Here is an 18994-nt window from a genome sequence, read left to right on the forward strand (position 1 = left end):
TGTCAACATATCAGCTATGTACACTGGTTTAGGAAAATTGTCTATTCAATCTGAAAAATGGCGTTCTGGGGTTGTCATGTTCTTAAATGTAAAGTTTTGTTACGAGATTCAACATTTCTGCTCCAAAATCTTTATCAAATGTCAAGAGAATACGATTTTCTGCTTGGGCGCGACTTAAAACTTCACGGTCCGAGATTCCGGGGGATTCCACCCTAATCCACAGTACATCATGGCCATTTTGTCGTAGGGCTTCAACCGCATCAAGGGGGAAATTTTCGTTCGCTAGAAAACGCATCAGTTAAGCAGGAATAGCATAGACTTTCTCAGATTTGAGCATTACACTAGCATAGCTAAGACAAGCTTGAATATCTTCTACTGTAATACCTGGGTAGTTTCGCAGAATTTCATCAATACCCCAACCTTGGGCGAGAAGATCGATGATAAATTCAACCGCAATCCTTGTTCCTTTAATGATAGGTTTTCCCACCAAAATATCGGGATTTAGTGTAATTCGAGTTTCCCAGTCCATAGCTACATTATTGAAAGTGTTTTCAAAAAGGTAAAGGCTGCATGGGACGCACCCTATATCTCGTTTTATTATAACAGGATTTGGTATCACAACTTCAATCAATGTGCATGGTGCGTTCCCCAAAAATCGATCGGTGGAGCAGTAGGAGCCACATTAGGGAACGCACCCTACAAGATCGGCGATCGCACTAAGAATTATGAAGTGTCACACTCTAGTCAGCGATCGCCAGCTTAATAAGAGTTTATCTCAATAATTTGGTATCGGAGCTATCAGATTTTTAGGGCTAATTGTGCATCTGCTGGGCTAACAAATTAGCCTGTAATTCAGAGCCGGCAATCGTTTTGACGATTTAGATAAAATTTTCAATGTGACACTTTCGGGTGCGGAATGTGGGCCACAATGTAGGGGCGAACTGCGTTCGCCCAAAAGGTACATTATCAAAGCGCAAGTCCCTTTAAGTAAATTTTGATATAAATTACAGGGCAAGAATGGAGGAGTTTGGGTGGCACAACAGAAACATTGTCCCCATTTACTCGGTTACAGTTTGTCTGCGAGTTGTTAACCATCGATTCAGGGAGCGTGAACTCTCGCTACTGCGCCGACCAGCTAATAGTCCTTCGATACCAATATGCTCATCTAGATCGAGCCATTCGATAGCACATCCATCCGCTAAGAGTTGCCAATTTTGACGCTCGGCGGGGGAGGCGTGCAGTAAACGAGGGTACCATGTTAGCGGAACGGTGATGCTGCGACCGTCGGCTAGGTCGATTATTAATTTATCGTCGGTTAGGGTCACTTGATGGGCAATTGGCTCGGTTTCAAGGGTCAAAGTAATCATGCCATGCGGTTAGGATTGCGGGTTGATGTTCTGTTATTAGTTTAGCAATCTGGTTTAATTCATGTTCTTTGAATCCTCGGTTTTTCTCTAAGGTAATGGGATCAAGCCAATATTTAGCGAGTTTGCGATCGCGTTTGACATGGATATGGGCTGGCTCTCGTTGATCTGAACTGAAAAATATAAAACTGTAAGGCCCAACTTGAAGGACGGTAGGCATGAGAAAAGCTATTTTAAAGGTATATTTAGCTCTATGCTCTTATTATATGTCAATTTCTCTAATTCACAATTACCCACAAAAAAAGAGACCCTTGCAGATATCCTGTTGTAATACCTTCAATTAAAGCTGAGTTTTTGTCTGCCTAGGCGCGGCGGCGCTTGAAGCCAACTCCCAGAGCTACGACAGCCCCCAGTCCGACGAGGGCAGAGGGTTCTGGGGTGGTGGCGGGAGGAGCAGCATCGCACTTAAACCCACAGCTTCAATCAATGTGCATGGTGCGTTCCCCAAAAATCGATCGGTGGAGCAGTAGGAGTCACATTAGGGAACGCACCCTACAAGATCGGCGATCGCACTGCAAGATCGGCGATCGCACTTGTATTAGCGTAAAGTTGCATTTACAAAATGAACCGCCCCACTTGCAGCACAGTTTGCTCCTTGAAATGCAAGAAAAAAACTTCTCTTGCCAGCAATATTTAATCGGGTTGTTTTTAAAATTCCTGAGTTTAGCTCAAAGTTTCCTACATTTTTTCCATCTAAGTATAGTGAAACGAACTGGGAAAAACGACAACGCTCACCATCAGATATTCCAAAAGCCAGATCAAGCTGGGAGAATCTTTGGCCAGAAGAAGTTAAATCACATGTTATTGTTGCCGTATCATAAATCATGTACATAATAGACTTGAATAGCTGCCTTGCTATTGAGACATTACTCTCTTCAAAAAAGACCCTTCCTGATTTAACACAAGTCATCTTGAACAACTTGGTCTGTGCAATCGCAGGAGAACTCAACATATTAGTCAATATTAAAATAGAAGACGCTAGAATTAAATTTGTAACTTTCACCAATTTCCTCCTATGTTTTTGTACAATATCTAAATTAAGTTATGATAGCGCACATCACGGATAAATATCAACTCCTTCCTACTCCCCATCTGAATCTACTTTTCTTAATTAAGTCTTAATCAAATTTAGTTTAAAAAAGCGCTGTAGGGTGGGTTAGCGACAGCGTAACCCACCGAATTGATGATAAAAATGGTCTATTACACTTCGTTAATGCAGCCCACAAGAAGTGCGATCACACTTTCAGTTCCCACATCTTCACAGGAATTATAACTGGAGCATCCCACTTTTGCAATAAGCAATTATACTTAGGCGCAAAATACTTATATGGCAAGCCTTTTCGGGAGTTCATAGATTTTCAACGGTTCTCTAAATTGTGTGATTGGAACCAGAATCGTTACTACAAAAGCCTTCTTACCCTTCTGAGCATTTATACTCATTACATGACTGGGATGCTCCCAATTATAACCTAGTCACATCATGGGTTATTGGTTGGGTTTCGTTCCTCAACCAAACCTACAAGAGTATCGTCGTCATAACTGCACAATATACGGAAACTTTCCATATCTCGCGCCAAATACACATTTTTTTAAAAATCTTTCGGCATATAACCCCATTTAGGCGCAATCGCCAGAACTTTCCCCTATATCACGCCCAAAAGCGTGTTAGCCAGATTAGCTTACTGCAAACAATCTCCTTTAAGGAAACTTATCATAGAAGCCTTCTAGAAATCTAGCAAAGATTCTTATATCTGGCTGCACTTTGTCACAAAATTTCACTATTATTTCGGGTAAGGTATGGTAAATCCCTTGATAGATTCAATCGGGACTAACTTCTGTGAAAACCGCTATAGATCTCCTGCAAAAATCAAAAATCTGACCTTAAGTGAGGAGAATCCCAGACAGGAGGAGAAAAAAGACATAAAAAATTTAGTACAAATGCTCTGTTCTCCCGGCTCTGGCGCTCCCTAGCTTACCAGAGGTCGATTGCGACGACAATTATCGCAATGACCACAGCGAAAATTATCGGCATTTTCCTGAAACCCAAAGGCATTTAAGAGAAAGTGCCAACGACAGCGACGGGTATAGAGGTAGGGAAACATCTCATTTTTGGGTTTAAAAGTCATCTTGGCGGAATTATGGCGATAAATAAGCCGATAATGAAAAGGATCGAGCCATTCTAGGCGATCGAGACTGTGTAAAAGGGAGAGAATGAGCGCACCATCGGGAAATTCGGCACTAATCGCCTCTACTTTGCCCTCTAGGGGAATTTGGGCTAAAATTTGCCAAGCTTGTCGGTATTGGCGTTCCTGTTGGGAGTTAAAGAATTTTTGCTGGTTTTTATCGCTATTATCTAACCATCCCGTCGGTTCACTAATTAAGGTGAGAGCCTGCATTTTGCCGCCATCGCGACCACCGCGGCCGATTTCCTGTAGGTATTCCGATAGTAAAGCTGGGGGTTGGTAGTGGACAACCCAACGCACATCGGGTTTATTGATACCCATGCCAAAAGCTGAGGTACAGACAACAAAAGTTAAATCCCCCCGCAGCCAATTTTGTTCTATTTCCCGACGCTGAAAGGGCGATAAACCCGCATGGTAGGCACTGGTGCGATAATGGAGAGATTGCAACCATGTCGCTAAATTTTCACTATGGCGACGGGAACGAGTATAGATCAGGCCGGATTGTCGAGGTTGACCGGTGAGGAAGTTTAATAGTTGATGACGACGACAACCGGGGCTAATACATATTTTGGTGCTTAAGTCAAGGTTTTGACGGTAAGGATTTATTAAGAAAAGCTGTGGTTTTTCTAGTTGTAAGACGCGGGTGAGAGTCTCACGGGTGGCGGGGTTAGCGGTGGCGGTAAAAGCAGCGATCGCTATTTGGCTGCCGGCCGGTTTTGATTGCAGAAGAGCGGGACGGACAGCCCCAAGACGACGGTAGGCAGGACGAAAATTATCGCCCCACTGGGTTAAACAATGGGCTTCGTCGAGGATGAGAGCGTTAATTTTAACGTGGGGAAGGGTTAATTTTGACCAGAGGGGCGGACTTAAGAGGGTTTCTGGGGAAAGATAGAGAAGTCGCAGGGTTTGATCTGCGATCGATGCTAAGGTTTTCTTTCTCTGTTGTCGGGGGATTTCGTGATGAATCAGGGCGACGGGTAGTTTTTTGGCTAATAATTCCTCCACCTGATTTTCCATCAGGGCAACCAGGGGAGAAATCACTAGGGTTAAGCCGGTTTTTAATAAAGCGGGCAATTGAAAACAGATAGATTTACCGAATCCCGTGGGCATAACAATCAGGGCATCTTTTGCCGCTAGAATTGTCTCGATAATCTCCTGTTGGGGAAAGCGAAAGCTATCATAGCCCCAAATTTTTTGAAAAATAGTCTGGATGCTTTCGGTATCGTGGGAAGACATGGTTAGACTGCTGGGGAAGTGGGGTTTAGGGTGTGGGGTGTGGGGTGTGGGGTGTAGGGTGTGGGGTGTGGGGAAGTGGGGAAGTGGGGAAGTGGGGAAATTGAACTAAAACCCTAAAACCCTAACACCCCAAAACCCCCCGCAACGCGCACGCAGTGACCACTTTGACTATCCCGGACGGGGAACAGTTTTTCCTCAAACTTTAATTTTTTTTGCACTTTTTTAATAATCTGTTACACTTATAGCGATCAATCCTTGTCTGGGGAATTACTGATGACTGAACCTGTTAGCACCACTGACCCCGCAGTAGAAACCGCCACCGAAGCGCAACCCAGTTACGTCAAGCTGGCGATGCGGAATATGGTCAAGAAAAAAGGCGTCTCGTTAAAACACTTTTTTTTGACTACAGCAGCCCTATTAGGCTTTTTTGTCGGTATTTCCTATCTGACGCGTCCCTAGGATGAAATCTGGTGAGTGAGACTTTGCCCCTAGGGGTGGATTTATGCCTACAGGATAATTATTTTGATCCCGGAAATAGTCCTGTGGATGGGGAAACTTGGCACTATTGGTTGGAGACATGGTTAGGCTATCTATCGGATTATCTCCCTGTTGCCGCCGGTTATGAACTAAGTTTGCGCTTAACAGACGATCGAGAAATTCAGACCTATAATTGCCAATATCGCCACAAAGATCAACCGACGGATGTTCTCGCTTTTGCCACTCTGGAAGTGGATTTCCCAGTCGATGAGCGCATTTTAGAGACAGAACCTTTATATTTGGGGGATATTATCATCTCTGTGGAGACAGCACAACAACAGGCTTTAAGACAAAATCATCCTTTGGCGCGAGAATTGGCCTGGTTAACTGCCCACGCTTGTTTACATCTTTTGGGTTGGGACCATCCCGATGAAACAAGTCTGTTAGAAATGCTATCTTTACAGGAAACTTTGTTAAAAACCGTCGAAATGCCGATACATAGTTAGTTATTTTTGTCAAGCATTATTGAGGAATATGAAGACAAATTATCATCAAGCCAACCAATCTGCCAGCATACCTAATCCCTATCTCAACAATAATTTTATCCCTCGATCGGGACAGGTGAGTGAGGGCAACAATTCGACTCAAAGAGAATACGCTTGGCAAGTCGCCTCGAATCTATTAGTCAGTTTTCGCTACGCTTGGGCGGGAGTCTGTTATGCTTTTGTCAGTCAAAGAAATTTTCGCATTCACACCCTGATTACCCTAGTAGCGGTTAGTTGGGGCTTATTTTTGCGGGTTAATGCCCTGGAAATGGCGATTGTCTCCCTTACCTGCGCTCTGGTGATGGTCTTAGAATTAATTAACACTGCTCTAGAATCAGTGGTGGACCTGACGGTGGGGCAATCCTACCATGATTTAGCCAAAATAGCGAAAGATTGTGCCGCTGGTGCCGTTTTAATCGCCTCGATCGCCGCTTTACTCGTAGCGGCTTTTATTTTTATTCCCCATTTATTAGTTTAAGTGGGAAGCTTTTTTCAGTGATCAGCTGTACTGAATTTAAACTGCGTAGGAAAAAATTAAGTACAAGCGATCTCACTTATCCTCCCTGCTGCCAACTCCGGCACTCCGGTGCAGTCCTAACCAGTAATTTAGATAGGGTTTGCGGCAAAAAGTACGGGCGAAGCATTCGGATAGAAAATCTCCGGTTTCACCGATAGGTTATTGCCCGAATGCTTCGCCCCTACAGGACGCGGGCCGATGAAGATGCAAGGTTTTGAACCACGATTCTCTCAAAATCTTGCACCTGTTTCGCAAGAAAATCCCCAAAACCCTTACCTTGCATACATTTCACATTTATTCAGCCAACTCTAGATAGTCAACAGCTTAACTGATAACTGATCACCGATGACTGATCACTGATTCGGTATAAGGGGACTCGACAGCTTTTAGCCGATCAATTTAACTTTTCTTAACCTAAGCCTAAACTGGCGCGGGGAGAGGGTTTCGCTATATATAAAAAATTGTAATCGTCGATACAGCAAAAAATCTCTTTTGTCCCCCTATAGGTTAGACTATAGTTAGTGATAAGACTTCTTTTGTAGATCTTGCAGGAAATCTCCCATGAGTGCCATAACTTTCTCCACCGCTCCCACCGCTTACTCTATCAGGATGATTAAGGACGAAGTCCGTCAGATGGTAGAACAGGGGGTAGTGAGCAGACACCAACCGATCTACACTCTCTGTCAGTTCATTCCCCCCCGGGAGTGGGTTTGTGTTGAATGTGAACTAGAACGATGTGACTACCTTCTCAGAGATCAAATTGGTGACTTAATCGCCTCGGAATCTTGGGATAATGATTAAATTCTCCCGTTTGCCGATGGGCAAAAATCGGACTGATCAGAAATTTAGCAGCCTTGTCCACTTTCTTAAACTATTATAATTCAGCCCCGGTTAATTCTGGGGCTGAAACTATGGGGATAGGAGGGGGATAATTGTTGAGAAAAAAGAAGTTTTTGTAAGATTTAGCCAAGTTAGTTCACAAGTTACCCATTGCCAAGGGACGCTATCTCTAACATCCCCAAATTTTCCCTAACTTAAAATCAGTAGTTGGCGCTGTTGTAAAGAACGCACAGCAGTTAATCCTAAAGCAACTTGAGCGTCGATTTCTCCCACGGTTAAACGACCATCACAAGCTTGTAAAAAAGCAAATTCTGTCTCCGAGAGATTAACCGGCCGATAATCGTAATCTAGAACACTTGCACTAGGCCAACCGTAAAGACAGGGATGAACTTCGGCCACTGCATTCTCGAGGACTTGATCCCCGGACCAATCGGCAGTCAAAATCGGTGGTTTAGCGAGGAAAAATTCATAGTGGGTGATTTCCGGGTCTAATAATTCCGTCAAGCGATAACGTTCCCTTTCCCCTAAATTTTGCGCTCTAGCCATCAATTCGGGGGATTTACCCAATAAACGGTCTAATTGCCAGTAGGAAGGGTTAGAAAAGCCAATAAAGGCTAATCCTGACGCATCAATCAGTTGAAAGAGGGTATCGATATTGTAGTCCACTTCCCGGGGGTGAACGTACATATCAGCGAAGGACTCATCGCGATGATTTTCCATTGACCAACGCTCTTTTTCCCGTTTCAAAATGCGATTATTTTCTGGTAGAGAGGCAAAAATCTCTCGGCCGACAGCGACCCCATCTTTATAATCCCCGCGTCGGTCTCCCTGCAAAAGTGCGATCGCAGATTGCATTAACTGGATTTCCCAGCGTCCCAATTGTGCATAGACGAAAATGTGCAGCAGACCACCGGGGGCCAGTTTTTGCGCGAGGGATTGAATCCCTTTAATCGGGTCCGGGAGATGGTGCAGCACCCCGACGCAGTTAATTAAATCAAATTCTCCGGGGAGATTAGTGGCCGATTCAAGGGGTAAATGGTGAAAATCCAGAGAACCTCGGTGCTTTGTCGCAACTCCCGAACGATTACAGCGTTCTTTGGCAATTTCTAGGGCTTTTTCACTGATATCTATAGCGACTATATTAGCAAAAGGGTTGAGCGCAAGCAGATATTCAGTTCCCGCACCAGTACCACAACCTGCATCGAGAATGCGGATATCCTCTCGTTCGGGTTTACGATGACAACAAAAGTTATAGGCAGCAATCCAATTCCAGCGCCAATTGTAACCCGGAGGAGGTTCGTCTAGGAGCGGTTCGGGGGGGAAAGGATAGGTATTGTAGAGACGTTGTACAGCAGTGCGAATAGTAGCGTCGTCGGACATGAAAATTGCCAGAGTTTAGGATAACACTCGATCGATTGTCTCACAGACGGCAGCGATCGGGAAAGTCAGCCGGGGTTTTTTTGAGTTAGTCGAGGGTAAATGATAAATAATCATTATGACTATCCGGTTCTGTGCCAAAACTAGATATTATTTCTTTGGTCGATATTTTTTTCTATTCCTTGTCCTACTGTCTCTTAACCCTATCTAAGTTTTACTGGCAATTATTCGAGAGTCATTCTCTAACAATTATCTCAAATATAAGCAGCTCTTGCCGATACAAAAAACCATGAGAATTAAGTCTATAAAGCTTATTAATTATCGAGGTGCAGTCAGTTTAAACATCGACTTTCATCGGCAATTAAACGTATTTATAGGAGTTAATGGTGCTGGAAAATCCACCATTTTAGACAGTTTGGCTATTATGCTTTCATGGTTAGTTAATCGCCTAAAAAATACTAATGCCAGTGGACAACAGATTAGCAAAACCGAGATTAATAATGGTCAGGGGACGGCTATAATTGAAATCACTGGGGTGACGGAAGATAGTCAAGAGATTACTTGGAAAATAGTAAAAACTAGGACTGGATATATCCACGCTGGAGAACGGAGTAATTTTAGCCAATTAAATGAATACACTCAACAAATACAACGACAAATTACTGATCATCAAGGACAAATTAACTTACCTTTATTTGTTTATTATTCTGTTAATCGAGCAGTGCTGGATATACCCTTAAAAATTAAAACAAAACATCAATTTGATTCTCTAAGTGCCTACGAAAATGCTTTAACCAGTGGAGCAGATTTTCGCACTTTTTTTGAATGGTTTCGCGAGCGCGAAGATTTAGAAAATGAAAATAGAAAATATCAGGATTATCTAATTAAACCAGAAGGTTTTTGTTTTCCCGATCCCCAATTGGAAGCGGTTCGGGAAACGATCGAACGTTTTCTACCCGATTTTACTAATCTTAGCGTCCGTCGTAATCCCTTGAGAATGGAAGTAACAAAAAAGAATGAAATAGTTACTGTTAATCAACTTTCTGATGGAGAAAAATGTCTGATTGCTATGCTGGGAGATTTAGCTCGAAGAATGGCGATTGCTAATCCTCAAAATCCTGATCCCTTAACGGGTAATGGTGTTATTATCATTGACGAAATTGATTTACATTTACATCCTCAATGGCAAAGATTTGTAGTACCTAAATTACTAGAAGTTTTTTCTAACTGTCAATTTTTTATTTCCACCCATTCTCCTAATATTATCACTCATGTTCAACCAGAAAGTTTACACTTCATGGAACAAACAGAAATGGGAATAAAAGTTCATCCCGTGCAAGAGTCCTACGGCAAAAATGTTGATCGAATTTTGGAAGATTTGATGGGATTAGAGACAACCCGTCCCAAGGAAATCGCTGAAGCTTTGAAAGATATCTATGAACAAATTTCTCAAAATCAATTAGAGGCAGCTAAAAAGAAAATCAATGATCTCAGAGCTAAAATTCAAAATGATCCAGAATTAATTAAAGCTGAAGTTATTATTCGACGCAAGGAAATTATCGGAAAATGAAGTATATTAGAAAAAGACAAGAACCACCGGAGTTTAAGAATTGGAAAGAGCAAGCTAACTCAGATTGGCAGCCCGACTTTAGAAATTTAGCGGGAAAACCAAAAGAAATACTAATTAAAGCGTTGATGACAGAACAGGGGGAAATATGTTGTTATTGTGAAAATCGATTGATTGATGGTAAATGCCATATAGAACATTTTAAACCTCAAAGTGATCCCACTGTTGATCCCCTAGATTATGCCAATTTGCTATGTTCCTGTCAGGCAAATCTTAAGTCTGGTGAACCTCGGCACTGTGGTAATCTAAAAAATAAAAGCCATCGAACCTTTTTTGGATGAGGAGATAGATAATGCTCAATTAAAAGTTCTTGTCAATGGATATTTATGCTTAGATGATCAACAAAAATACTATCCTTTCTGGACAACAATCAAATATTTGTTCAGCGATTTAATTGAATAATTTTTCCTTGACAAAAATACAAGAATTATTATAAAAGTTTAGATAAACCAGAAAAAATATAAAGTCTTATGAAGATTATTCAAGAATTATCTCAAAAGTCAACAATTGATGAGATTCTGTCCAGATAATTGGGGTGGTAGATCAACCTTATCCGAAGTTGAACAGAGATTATTGTCGAGAGTCCGAGATAAAAGCAATGAATATCAAGGATACGTTACAGAATGTTGTCCAGTACCTAACAGACAGGGTAAGGGTATCTTAAAAATCCTTGACAAAATGAACTTTATGTGAGTTGCTTACCCAGATGACGATTCAGGCATATTTGAGGAGAATTTGCCATCTCAATTGTTAAACAAAAATCGACCAAATGGGTCGAGTTCGTAACTATTCTGATTGACTGGTATCACTTGAAATGCCCACACAATTAACCCATTGTCAATAGGGTATGATACTAAATCCGTTTTTAATAGTACGATTAACTCCCAAGAATGATAAGGAGTAGCAAAATAAAAATGGTTTTTCGGTCACTCGATTGATTTCACTTGCAGTTCTATTGATTGCTAATCCTGCTTGCAAAAAATTGATCGCCCGCCAAGGGAAATCGTTATTCCAGGGATTCTCGAAGATCACCGCCTCCCGATACGGTTTTCCAACCGATCACCAGAAAAATGATTAAAGCAACTATCGCCATAAATAAGCCGATCGGAGTACCGATCAGATCCCGGGCGAATTGTAAACTATAGTTAGTTTTTAGATCGGCATTTCCATCCCAAACTACCGTTTTTTCCGCACCGAGAAATAACAAGTGAATCCCCCGAGAAAGAACGAACTCTCCCACGATAGTGAAGAGAATTAACTGTTTCAGTCTCACGGGTAACATGGCCAGATATTCGGTAACGATCAAGAGCAACAGAACCACAATAGGAGTCATACTCTCGCCGATAATTCCCCCGCGATGAAATCCGGGTTGCAGGAAACAACCTCCCAAAAAACCGATCACAAGTACCGATACTAAAAATGATCTGGGAAACAAAGGTTTACCCTTAACTTTTCCCAAAACTCGTTTCCCGAAAACCGTCAGAAGGACGGCGCTCAGGGTTATCGTTATAGAGCCGGCTAAAACACTAAAATACAAGCGAAACCATGAATTCCACAGCCGATAGCGTAAGATGTAAAGCTCGCTCCCCTCTCCGGGGCCTTTCTGGATTCGATCTTGAACGGCGTCGGAAAGTTCTAGGGGATAAACGGTAGACCACGCATTGTTGAAAGCATCGGAAATTCTAACGCTCGCGGTCGCCCCCCCCGTCGTTCCCATTGCCGTCTGGAAGATAGAAGCGAGACCGAAGTGAGAGATTCCCCATAAATACCAGGGAAGACACACGGCGATCATTAGGATTAATGGAAAAAATAACTGACGGACTACAAGAGCTAAATTTTTACGATTTACCCAGAGATTATCGATGATCGGGGCGATAACATAGAGTATAGCGGAAGGATGACTGAGAAAAGCTAATCCCCAACTAACTCCACAACCAATCCCAGAAAGCGAATAGACTCTTGTGCGGGGACTGTTTCTCAAGTCGAGATAGAAATAGATGCCGGTTAAGATATAGACCGTGGCCAATACCTTCGGCCAAGGGTAGGTGATTATATTACTCAAATAGGGACTGAAAGCCACGAGGAAAAAGGCTAACGGAATTAACGACGGACGCAGAAAGAGAGGGATTAGGAGGGTCAGGAATACTCCTGGTAAAATTGCGGTAATTTGATAAACCGCAAATGAATTTTCTAAAAGTGCCAGATAATAACTAGAAAATAGATTAAATAAAGGAGTTCTAGAAGTAACATTATAAGTTCCAAAGTAAACCGTATCGGTTTTCTGAAGTCCCAAAAAAATTTGAGCGATATCGAAGTGCATCCACCAATCCCCGTAGTAAAATCCCCCACTGTAAAGCACGACGAAGAATTGCATCCCTAGCAGGACGAGCCAGAACAAGATCGCTAGGTATAGCCATCTACAGTTTTCTCTTTCTTCCGCTTGCCACAATTGTCGCGTCAGTAACCATAGAGAGATAATAAATAAACCAGCCGTCGCTAACAGGAAAAAAGTTCTTCCAGAAAAGCCACAAAGAAAATTAACGAAAGCGATCGCCGATTGTAAAGCCATTCCCCAAGCACCAGCAAGGGCTATACATTCCTTGACGGTAAAGCGCGAGATCGCTCTCAGGCTAACATAGCCGAGGGTGAAAGTTAGGGTTAGCGAGATCGCCCCGAAAAAAAACAACTGTAAAAAGCTTATATTCACGATTAACTATTTACCTGAATCTATTTTAGTGACCCCATCTTTTAATACTATCGAAAAGTTGGGATTAAACCTCAACAAAATTCAAGAACTTCGTAAGGCAGCCATCGAGCCTTTTTTGGATGAGGAGATAGATAACGCTCAATTAAAAGTTTTTGTCAATCGATATTTATGCTTAGATGATCAACAAAAATACTATCCTTTCTGGACAACAATCAAATATTTGTTCAGCGATTTAATTGAATAATCTTTCCTTTACAAAAATACAAGAATTATTATAAAAGTTTAGATCAACAAGAAAAAATATAAAGTCTTATGAAGATTATTCAAGAATTATTTCAAAAGTCAACAATTGATGAGATTCTGGCCAGATAATTGGGGTGGAGGGGTGAATCAACCTGATCCGAAGTTGAACAGAGATTATTGTCGAGAGTCGGAGAGAAAAGCCATGAATATCAAGGATACGTTACACAATTTTGTCCAGTACCTAACGGAGGCTTTTGCTCGCATTTTTAGCCCCAACAATGATGAGTATCCCGATGTGGGGATGCAGCCTTTTGATTCTGAACCTTACCATGCTCCCAAGGGTAATTCTTAACTAAAAATGACGGATGATTGCTTTGAGATAAAAGTTATGGGTAGGGATAATAACCCTACCTGATTTTATAGAAAAATAATTAATCTTCTGCTTGCCAATCGGGACAACTATCACTATCCCAACCGTAGGGATGGAAACCGCAGACGAGAAGATTACCTCCGTAGATATAACCGTGATAATTACGGCAACCGATACAAGCAGGATGGGTGTTAGGATCGGGGTTAACCTTAGGAGTGAGGGTAAAATCCGAGGGTTCATCTAATTCCGAAAATAGGGACTCATCGAGGTTAAAAAATTCTTCCAATTCTTGGGGTAAAACCTCTTGAATAAACTGTTCCAGATCGATGATAATTTCCTCATTGATTTCTTCGATAGTTTGGGTCACTTCTTGGAAAAAAGTTTCAATTCCCAGTGCGACAGTTTCGATCACTTCCCAAAAATCTTTCGGCCAATCGTTCATGTTTATACTTGCATCCCTTGTCTGGTAATAATTAATTATTTGTCGCTAAAATCTAGGTTTTAATCCCGTTGCAGTTTCCGTAATTCCTCCTGAAGACGTTCCACCTGTTGCCGCAATTCATCTACTTTGGGATCGGCTGCTTTGGTGTCTTCCTCATCTTCAATAATTTCTATCCGTCGGGGTTCATGGGGAATATTAGATTCGTTAGCTGCCACCGTTTGCTGTTGTGCCTGTTTCACCAACTCATCAACGTATTTGCGCGCTTCTTCTGTCGTCATTTCGCCGCGAGAAATCATTTCATCGGCTAATTTTTGGGCTTGATTTCTTAATTCTTGTAAATTTACTTCAGCTTTTTCGGCGGCATAAGTAGCAATGCCTACGCCCAAATAAACTGCTTTTTTGACTAAATCACCTAAGTTGGCCATAGCAAAAATCCTGAATCGATCGCTCTTACTTCCTAGAATAAACGATCCTTCTCGCAAATGGAGATGGATTTTGGGAGTCAGTGAACAGTGAACAGTAAACAGTAATCAGTGAACGCTTGCACCTCTATCCAAGAGAGCCATCAGTGAACTGAAAACTGATGAGGTAAAGTTTTGTAAAGAGATGCGGTGGTGGCGACAGCAAAATTGATCGCTATAAAGATTAAATTTTAGTCAAATTGCTGGTTTTTCGCCCTCAAAACGACGATAGAGCCTCATCATGTCATTTTTGACCTAAATAGTTTGATTAAGCTCAAAATAACTAAATATTGCGGATAGCTGCCGGCAGCCAGCTGCCGGCTGAATCGATTTGTGTTCATCCTCAGCAAAGATTTAAACTAAAGAATCGAGACAAGATTCCCGATTTAATCACAAAAAACTATGTTTCCTATTCATCGCCCCCGTCGTCTGCGTCAAACCCCTCAAATGCGCCGTCTGGTGAGTGAAACCGTCTTGACAGCCAATGACTTTATCTATCCCCTTTTCGCCACGGCGGGGGAAGGTATTGCCCGAGAAGTCAAATCGATGCCGGGGGTGTACCAATTATCAATCGATAAAATTGTTGACGAAGCCAAGGAAGTGCGGGATTTAGGAATCCCAGCGATTATTTTATTCGGGCTGCCGGAAAGTAAAGACACAGAGGCGACGGGAGCATGGCACGATCATGGTATTGTCCAAAAAGCGGCCACAGCAATTAAAGAGGCAGTTCCCGATCTACTCATTGTCGCTGATACTTGTTTGTGTGAATACACCAACCACGGTCATTGTGGTTATCTGCAAACGGGAGATTTAACCGGCAGGGTGTTAAACGATCCCACTCTGGGATTATTGCAAAAAACCGCCGTTTCCCAGGTAAAAGCGGGAGTGGATATCATTGCACCGTCGGGAATGATGGATGGTTTTGTGCAGGCAATTCGTCAAGGATTGGATGAGGCGGGTTATAGTGATACACCGATTCTTTCCTATACGGCTAAATACGCTTCTGCCTATTATGGGCCGTTTCGGGATGCGGCTGATTCTACCCCCCAATTCGGCGATCGCAGAACCTACCAAATGGATCCAGGTAATGCCAGGGAAGCCTTAAAAGAGGTGGAATTAGACGTATTAGAGGGAGCAGATATGTTAATGGTGAAACCTGCCCTGTCTTACATGGATATTATCTGGAGAATCAAGGAAATGACTAATTTACCCGTGGCTGCCTACAATGTGTCGGGGGAATATTCGATGATTAAAGCGGCGGCGTTAAATGGCTGGATTGACGAAAAACGGGTGACTTTAGAGACTTTAACCAGCTTTAAACGGGCGGGTGCCGATATTATCTTAACCTACCACGCTAAGGATGCCGTGCGCTGGTTAGCAGAGGGTTAAACTTGATGATTTAACCCACCATGCTGATTATTAAGTAGGTAGGCACAATTCATTCAAGCAACTACATAGCGCACTGCTGCAACAATTTGTAACCGATCGTGGAATCTATGATGCTTTTTATTTTTGGATGTTCAAGTGCCGACGGTTCCACAGTTTTAGTCCTTCAAACCAGAAAATACTGACAACTCCAGAAACTAAGCTGACCAGCAAATCATCAGTATGTAGAAATGAAAAGCTGAACAGGTGTCGTAGCAGGGGAACATAGAGAACTAATCCCAAAAACAGGAGTCCACCGCCGATCACCCACCACAAAGCCTGATTAGGAGCTTGGAGCATTTCTGGAATCGTTCGGGACCAGGAACGATTGGTTAAGATCATAGCGAGGTTGGAGATAATCAATGTCGTAAATGCTAAGGCACGAGCATCAAATTCACTATTGCCGTTGCTATAGGCGATCGCGAATACAATAAGCAGTACCACTAAAACGCTGATCCCCTGAAGCAAAGCCAATCGCAACGTCCGACGACTGAACAAGGGTTCTTTGGGATTACGGGGGGGGCGACGCATAATATCGCTCTCTGCCGGTTCAGCTTCAAACACAACCGTGCAGGCTGGATCGATAATTAAGTGCAGAAAGGCAATGTGGATGGGGAGCAGCACTAAGGGCCAGCCAAACATGACTGGAATCAAGGACATACCGGCGATCGGAACGTGAACGGCCAAGGTATAGGCCATCCCCTTTTTCAGGTTGTCAAAGATACGTCTTCCCAGTTTGACCGATTCGACGATGGACGAAAAATCATCTTTCAACAGGACCAGATCGGCAGACTCTCGCGCTACATCGGTACCCCGTTCACCCATGGCAATGCCGATATGGGCAGACTTGAGGGCCGGGGCATCGTTGACACCATCACCGGTCATGGCCACAATTTCCCCGGAGCGTTTCAGTGCATTGACAATCAATAGTTTTTGTTCGGGGACGACACGGGCAAAGATGTTGGTGCTTTGAATGCGATCGCGCAGTTCCGACTCACCCATTTGCTCCAGTTCCCTGCCAGTGATCACCTTGTCTAAAGGCCTGAGTCCAATCTGACGGGCAATGTTCTGGGCTGTTACCGGATAATCACCCGTAATCATCACAACGCGAATTCCCGCACCATAGCATTCGGAGATCGCAGGTGCAACAGTAGGGCGCACCGGGTCTTCCAGTCCGATCAGTCCCACAAATTCAAACTCAAAGTCGTGTTGTTGCACAGGTAAGCGATCGTCAGATTCTAAGTAGGCTGGAGGCCCGGATGACTCAAGAGAGTGGGTTTTGGGTAATGTTCCCATTTTGCGTCCTTGGGCGACTCCCAGAACTCGCAAACCTTCTCTGGCCATGGACTGGATCTGTTCGGCAAGCTCCTGTTGTTGAATCGGGCTGAAATGGCAGAGATCGGCGATCGCTTCTGGGGCCCCTTTTGCCGCAACGGTAAGCTCCCCCGTCAGGGATTCCCAGACACAGGACATGGCCAAGAGATCGGTGGACAGGGGATATTCGCGCAGTAGTTGCCAATCGCTATGCAGGTGTTCAGTCTTGGCCAGGTAATCCCAACCAATTTGCTGCAACGCTTTCTCCATCGGGTCAAAGGGATCTTTGCGACTCGCTAGAATGCCAAACTCGATCAGGGGATGAAGGACTTCGGGCAAGGGTTCGCGCTCGTGGAGCGTCACATCGTACAGATAAGCATTGGAGCCGCTGTAAACCAACAATTGTTTGACGGCCATTTGGTTCAATGTCAGGGTTCCAGTCTTATCGACACAAAGAACGGTGACAGAACCCAGGGTTTCAACCACTGGAATGCGACGAGTTAGTACCTGTTTTTGCGAGAATCGCCACGCTCCCAGAGCTAGAAAGATGGCCAGCACCACCGGAATTTCATTGGGCAAAATTGCCATCGCCAGGGCTAATCCTGCCAAAAAGCCATGCAACCAATCGTCCCGGGTTAGTCCATAAATCACGACCACCGCCGCGCAAATGGCAAGCGCAATCATCGTCAATTTACCGACAATGCGACGGGTTTCTTTCTGTAAGACAGTGTCTTCCGGTTCAACCGTTTGCAGAGCTTTGCCAATTTTTCCCATTTCAGTATGTATGCCCGTTGCTTGCACCTGGGCAATGCCCTGCCCTTGTACCGCAAGAGTACCAGAATAGACAGTGGGTAAGTCGTCTCCACCCGGTCTCAAGGTTGCTGAAAGGTGCTTCGGGTCTTCTTCCAGCTGGATGGTGCGTTTCCTGACCGGAACAGACTCTCCGGTTAACAGCGATTCATCAATCGTCAAGTGAGTCGACCACAGCAAAATCGCATCCGCAGGAACGCGATCGCCCTCCTCCACCACGATCAAATCGCCCTGTACCACTTCTCGCCCCGCAATCCGCTGCCGCTCCCCATCTCGAATCACCAAGGCCCGAGGACTGGATAAGTCCCGCAGTGCTTCTAGAGAACGTTCCGTTTTTTGCTCCTGGTAAAGATTGATGCCAATAATAAAAAAGACAAACCCCAACAAAATCAGAGCTTCCTGAGCATCACCCAAAAAGAGGTAGATGACACCACAGGCAATCAGGAGCAAGAAAATCGGCTCTTGGATAATGTCTAGGGCGATCCTTAAAAAAGTACGATGCTGGGTTGAGGGCAGTTCGTTGTAGCCATGCTGTTTCAAGCGATCGCCAGCTTCTTGGCTAGACAACCCGTTAAACTGCCTATTTTGTATATGTGCAACCATAACACTTACCTAGGTTTTTCACACAGGCTATTCTCGCATATAAAGAGTTGGTAATTGCCTCCGGCTTACCGAAAAATTGGGTTGAAAGCCTCGCCCTTTGAGGGCGACTTTATAGGATATATAATATTAAAAATAGGGGGCCGGGTAAGCCACCGCTGAAAAAACCCAGTCATCAACCGATGAACGCACCTTGAAAACTAGAGTTATGGGGTTCTCTAGGGGAATGCTCCTATAGGTAAAAGCTCTCAGCACCAAGTACCAAAGAAACCAATTATTTTAGAGGTTTGGAACTGTATCGTCGGGCCCCCGAAAACAGGCTTCTGTAAGGTCGCGAAAGTCTGAGGAGAGAACCACCTCAGGGTGGGATTTCGCCAGGAATCTAATTAAAGTGGA

The 18994-nt window shown here is 43.6% G+C and carries 21 protein-coding genes; 9 read left to right on the plus strand and 12 right to left on the minus strand.

What is annotated here, in order from left to right; genetic code table 11:
• Window positions 1–82 precede the first annotated feature (82 nt).
• From H6G48_RS13485 to H6G48_RS13515, 7 genes are all read right to left on the minus strand, one after another.
• Window positions 83–295, minus strand: coding sequence for a DUF5615 family PIN-like protein (locus tag H6G48_RS13485; protein ID WP_242034637.1), 213 nt, complete (start codon window positions 293–295; stop codon window positions 83–85).
• A gap of 3 nt (window positions 296–298) precedes the next feature.
• Window positions 299–529, minus strand: a complete 231-nt coding sequence (locus H6G48_RS13490) for a DUF433 domain-containing protein (protein ID WP_045356105.1) — start codon at window positions 527–529, stop codon at window positions 299–301.
• A gap of 529 nt (window positions 530–1058) precedes the next feature.
• Window positions 1059–1367, minus strand: a complete 309-nt coding sequence (locus H6G48_RS13495) for a DUF2442 domain-containing protein (protein ID WP_002752921.1) — start codon at window positions 1365–1367, stop codon at window positions 1059–1061.
• Complete coding sequence (locus H6G48_RS13500; RefSeq protein WP_002763445.1) at window positions 1348–1584, minus strand: DUF4160 domain-containing protein; 237 nt, start codon at window positions 1582–1584, stop codon at window positions 1348–1350. The genes H6G48_RS13495 and H6G48_RS13500 overlap by 20 nt, the downstream gene beginning before the upstream one ends.
• 142 nt (window positions 1585–1726) lie before the next feature.
• Window positions 1727–1777 (minus strand): hypothetical protein, encoded by a 51-nt coding sequence (locus tag H6G48_RS26340; RefSeq protein WP_242034642.1) that lies wholly within the window; start codon window positions 1775–1777, stop codon window positions 1727–1729.
• Window positions 1778–1962: 185 nt separating this feature from the next.
• Complete coding sequence (locus tag H6G48_RS13510; protein ID WP_190722176.1) at window positions 1963–2427, minus strand: hypothetical protein; 465 nt, start codon at window positions 2425–2427, stop codon at window positions 1963–1965.
• A gap of 964 nt (window positions 2428–3391) precedes the next feature.
• A complete protein-coding gene (locus H6G48_RS13515) occupies window positions 3392–4843 on the minus strand; it encodes a RecQ family ATP-dependent DNA helicase (RefSeq protein ID WP_190722177.1) in 1452 nt (483 codons plus the stop codon).
• A gap of 273 nt (window positions 4844–5116) precedes the next feature.
• On the opposite strand from H6G48_RS13515, the gene H6G48_RS13520 reads away from it, so the two are divergent.
• From H6G48_RS13520 to H6G48_RS13535, 4 genes are all read left to right on the plus strand, one after another.
• Window positions 5117–5302, plus strand: a complete 186-nt coding sequence (locus tag H6G48_RS13520; RefSeq protein WP_002752941.1) for a DUF3285 domain-containing protein — start codon at window positions 5117–5119, stop codon at window positions 5300–5302.
• A gap of 11 nt (window positions 5303–5313) precedes the next feature.
• Window positions 5314–5826, plus strand: coding sequence for an rRNA maturation RNase YbeY (gene ybeY, locus H6G48_RS13525; RefSeq protein ID WP_190722178.1), 513 nt, complete (start codon window positions 5314–5316; stop codon window positions 5824–5826).
• Window positions 5827–5854: 28 nt separating this feature from the next.
• Window positions 5855–6343, plus strand: coding sequence for a diacylglycerol kinase family protein (locus H6G48_RS13530; RefSeq protein WP_190722179.1), 489 nt, complete (start codon window positions 5855–5857; stop codon window positions 6341–6343).
• Window positions 6344–6943: 600 nt separating this feature from the next.
• A complete protein-coding gene (locus tag H6G48_RS13535; protein ID WP_002738935.1) occupies window positions 6944–7183 on the plus strand; it encodes a DUF4327 family protein in 240 nt (79 codons plus the stop codon).
• Window positions 7184–7411: 228 nt separating this feature from the next.
• On the opposite strand, the gene H6G48_RS13540 is transcribed toward H6G48_RS13535, so the two are convergent.
• Window positions 7412–8602, minus strand: coding sequence for a class I SAM-dependent methyltransferase (locus H6G48_RS13540; RefSeq protein WP_190722180.1), 1191 nt, complete (start codon window positions 8600–8602; stop codon window positions 7412–7414).
• 286 nt (window positions 8603–8888) lie between these two features.
• Between H6G48_RS13540 and H6G48_RS13545 the strand changes: the two genes are divergently transcribed.
• Together H6G48_RS13545 and H6G48_RS13550 are read left to right on the plus strand one after the other, a co-directional pair.
• Window positions 8889–10169, plus strand: a complete 1281-nt coding sequence (locus H6G48_RS13545; RefSeq protein WP_190722181.1) for an AAA family ATPase — start codon at window positions 8889–8891, stop codon at window positions 10167–10169.
• Window positions 10166–10507 (plus strand): retron system putative HNH endonuclease, encoded by a 342-nt coding sequence (locus H6G48_RS13550; RefSeq protein ID WP_242034638.1) that lies wholly within the window; start codon window positions 10166–10168, stop codon window positions 10505–10507. The genes H6G48_RS13545 and H6G48_RS13550 overlap by 4 nt, the downstream gene beginning before the upstream one ends.
• Window positions 10508–11232: 725 nt before the next feature.
• Here H6G48_RS13550 and H6G48_RS13555 read toward each other — a convergent pair.
• Window positions 11233–12933 carry a hypothetical protein gene (locus H6G48_RS13555; RefSeq protein WP_190722201.1) on the minus strand — a complete coding sequence of 567 codons (1701 nt, stop codon included), beginning with the start codon at window positions 12931–12933 and terminating at the stop codon, window positions 11233–11235.
• 28 nt (window positions 12934–12961) lie between these two features.
• On the opposite strand from H6G48_RS13555, the gene H6G48_RS13560 reads away from it, so the two are divergent.
• A complete protein-coding gene (locus tag H6G48_RS13560) occupies window positions 12962–13177 on the plus strand; it encodes a hypothetical protein (protein ID WP_242034639.1) in 216 nt (71 codons plus the stop codon).
• Window positions 13178–13378: 201 nt separating this feature from the next.
• The gene (locus H6G48_RS13565; protein ID WP_002752187.1) at window positions 13379–13528 is read left to right on the plus strand and encodes a hypothetical protein; all 150 of its coding nucleotides are present in this window, start codon (window positions 13379–13381) and stop codon (window positions 13526–13528) included.
• A 79-nt stretch (window positions 13529–13607) separates the two neighbouring features.
• Here the strand turns inward: H6G48_RS13565 and H6G48_RS13570 are convergent, their stop codons facing one another.
• Both H6G48_RS13570 and H6G48_RS13575 read right to left on the minus strand, forming a co-directional pair.
• Entirely contained in the window at window positions 13608–13988 is a 381-nt protein-coding gene (locus tag H6G48_RS13570) for a hypothetical protein (protein ID WP_012266703.1), read from the minus strand.
• Between the two features lie 59 nt (window positions 13989–14047).
• Window positions 14048–14413 carry a phasin family protein gene (locus H6G48_RS13575; protein ID WP_190722183.1) on the minus strand — a complete coding sequence of 122 codons (366 nt, stop codon included), beginning with the start codon at window positions 14411–14413 and terminating at the stop codon, window positions 14048–14050.
• Between the two features lie 438 nt (window positions 14414–14851).
• Between H6G48_RS13575 and hemB the strand changes: the two genes are divergently transcribed.
• On the plus strand, window positions 14852–15838 hold the full coding sequence (hemB, locus tag H6G48_RS13580; protein WP_190722184.1) for a porphobilinogen synthase: 987 nt from the start codon (window positions 14852–14854) through the stop codon (window positions 15836–15838).
• 117 nt (window positions 15839–15955) lie between these two features.
• Here hemB and H6G48_RS13585 read toward each other — a convergent pair whose 3' ends face one another.
• Window positions 15956–18601, minus strand: a complete 2646-nt coding sequence (locus tag H6G48_RS13585) for a cation-translocating P-type ATPase (RefSeq protein WP_190722185.1) — start codon at window positions 18599–18601, stop codon at window positions 15956–15958.
• Window positions 18602–18994: the final 393 nt, after the last annotated feature.

It is taken from the genome of Microcystis flos-aquae FACHB-1344, assembly GCF_014698375.1.
In the GTDB taxonomy this organism is placed as follows: Bacteria; Cyanobacteriota; Cyanobacteriia; order Cyanobacteriales; family Microcystaceae; genus Microcystis; species Microcystis aeruginosa.

Coding starts and splice junctions, on each gene's coding strand:
- H6G48_RS13485 (WP_242034637.1), bottom strand. CDS start 295: ATGCGTTTTCTAGCGAACGAAAATTTCCCCCTTGATGCGGTTGAAGCC.
- H6G48_RS13490 (WP_045356105.1), bottom strand. CDS start 529: ATGGACTGGGAAACTCGAATTACACTAAATCCCGATATTTTGGTGGGA.
- H6G48_RS13495 (WP_002752921.1), bottom strand. CDS start 1,367: ATGATTACTTTGACCCTTGAAACCGAGCCAATTGCCCATCAAGTGACC.
- H6G48_RS13500 (WP_002763445.1), bottom strand. CDS start 1,584: ATGCCTACCGTCCTTCAAGTTGGGCCTTACAGTTTTATATTTTTCAGT.
- H6G48_RS13515 (WP_190722177.1), bottom strand. CDS start 4,843: ATGTCTTCCCACGATACCGAAAGCATCCAGACTATTTTTCAAAAAATT.
- H6G48_RS13520 (WP_002752941.1), top strand. CDS start 5,117: ATGACTGAACCTGTTAGCACCACTGACCCCGCAGTAGAAACCGCCACC.
- H6G48_RS13530 (WP_190722179.1), top strand. CDS start 5,855: ATGAAGACAAATTATCATCAAGCCAACCAATCTGCCAGCATACCTAAT.
- H6G48_RS13535 (WP_002738935.1), top strand. CDS start 6,944: ATGAGTGCCATAACTTTCTCCACCGCTCCCACCGCTTACTCTATCAGG.
- H6G48_RS13540 (WP_190722180.1), bottom strand. CDS start 8,602: ATGTCCGACGACGCTACTATTCGCACTGCTGTACAACGTCTCTACAAT.
- H6G48_RS13545 (WP_190722181.1), top strand. CDS start 8,889: ATGAGAATTAAGTCTATAAAGCTTATTAATTATCGAGGTGCAGTCAGT.
- H6G48_RS13550 (WP_242034638.1), top strand. CDS start 10,166: ATGAAGTATATTAGAAAAAGACAAGAACCACCGGAGTTTAAGAATTGG.
- H6G48_RS13565 (WP_002752187.1), top strand. CDS start 13,379: ATGAATATCAAGGATACGTTACACAATTTTGTCCAGTACCTAACGGAG.
- H6G48_RS13570 (WP_012266703.1), bottom strand. CDS start 13,988: ATGAACGATTGGCCGAAAGATTTTTGGGAAGTGATCGAAACTGTCGCA.
- H6G48_RS13575 (WP_190722183.1), bottom strand. CDS start 14,413: ATGGCCAACTTAGGTGATTTAGTCAAAAAAGCAGTTTATTTGGGCGTA.
- hemB (WP_190722184.1), top strand. CDS start 14,852: ATGTTTCCTATTCATCGCCCCCGTCGTCTGCGTCAAACCCCTCAAATG.
- H6G48_RS13585 (WP_190722185.1), bottom strand. CDS start 18,601: ATGGTTGCACATATACAAAATAGGCAGTTTAACGGGTTGTCTAGCCAA.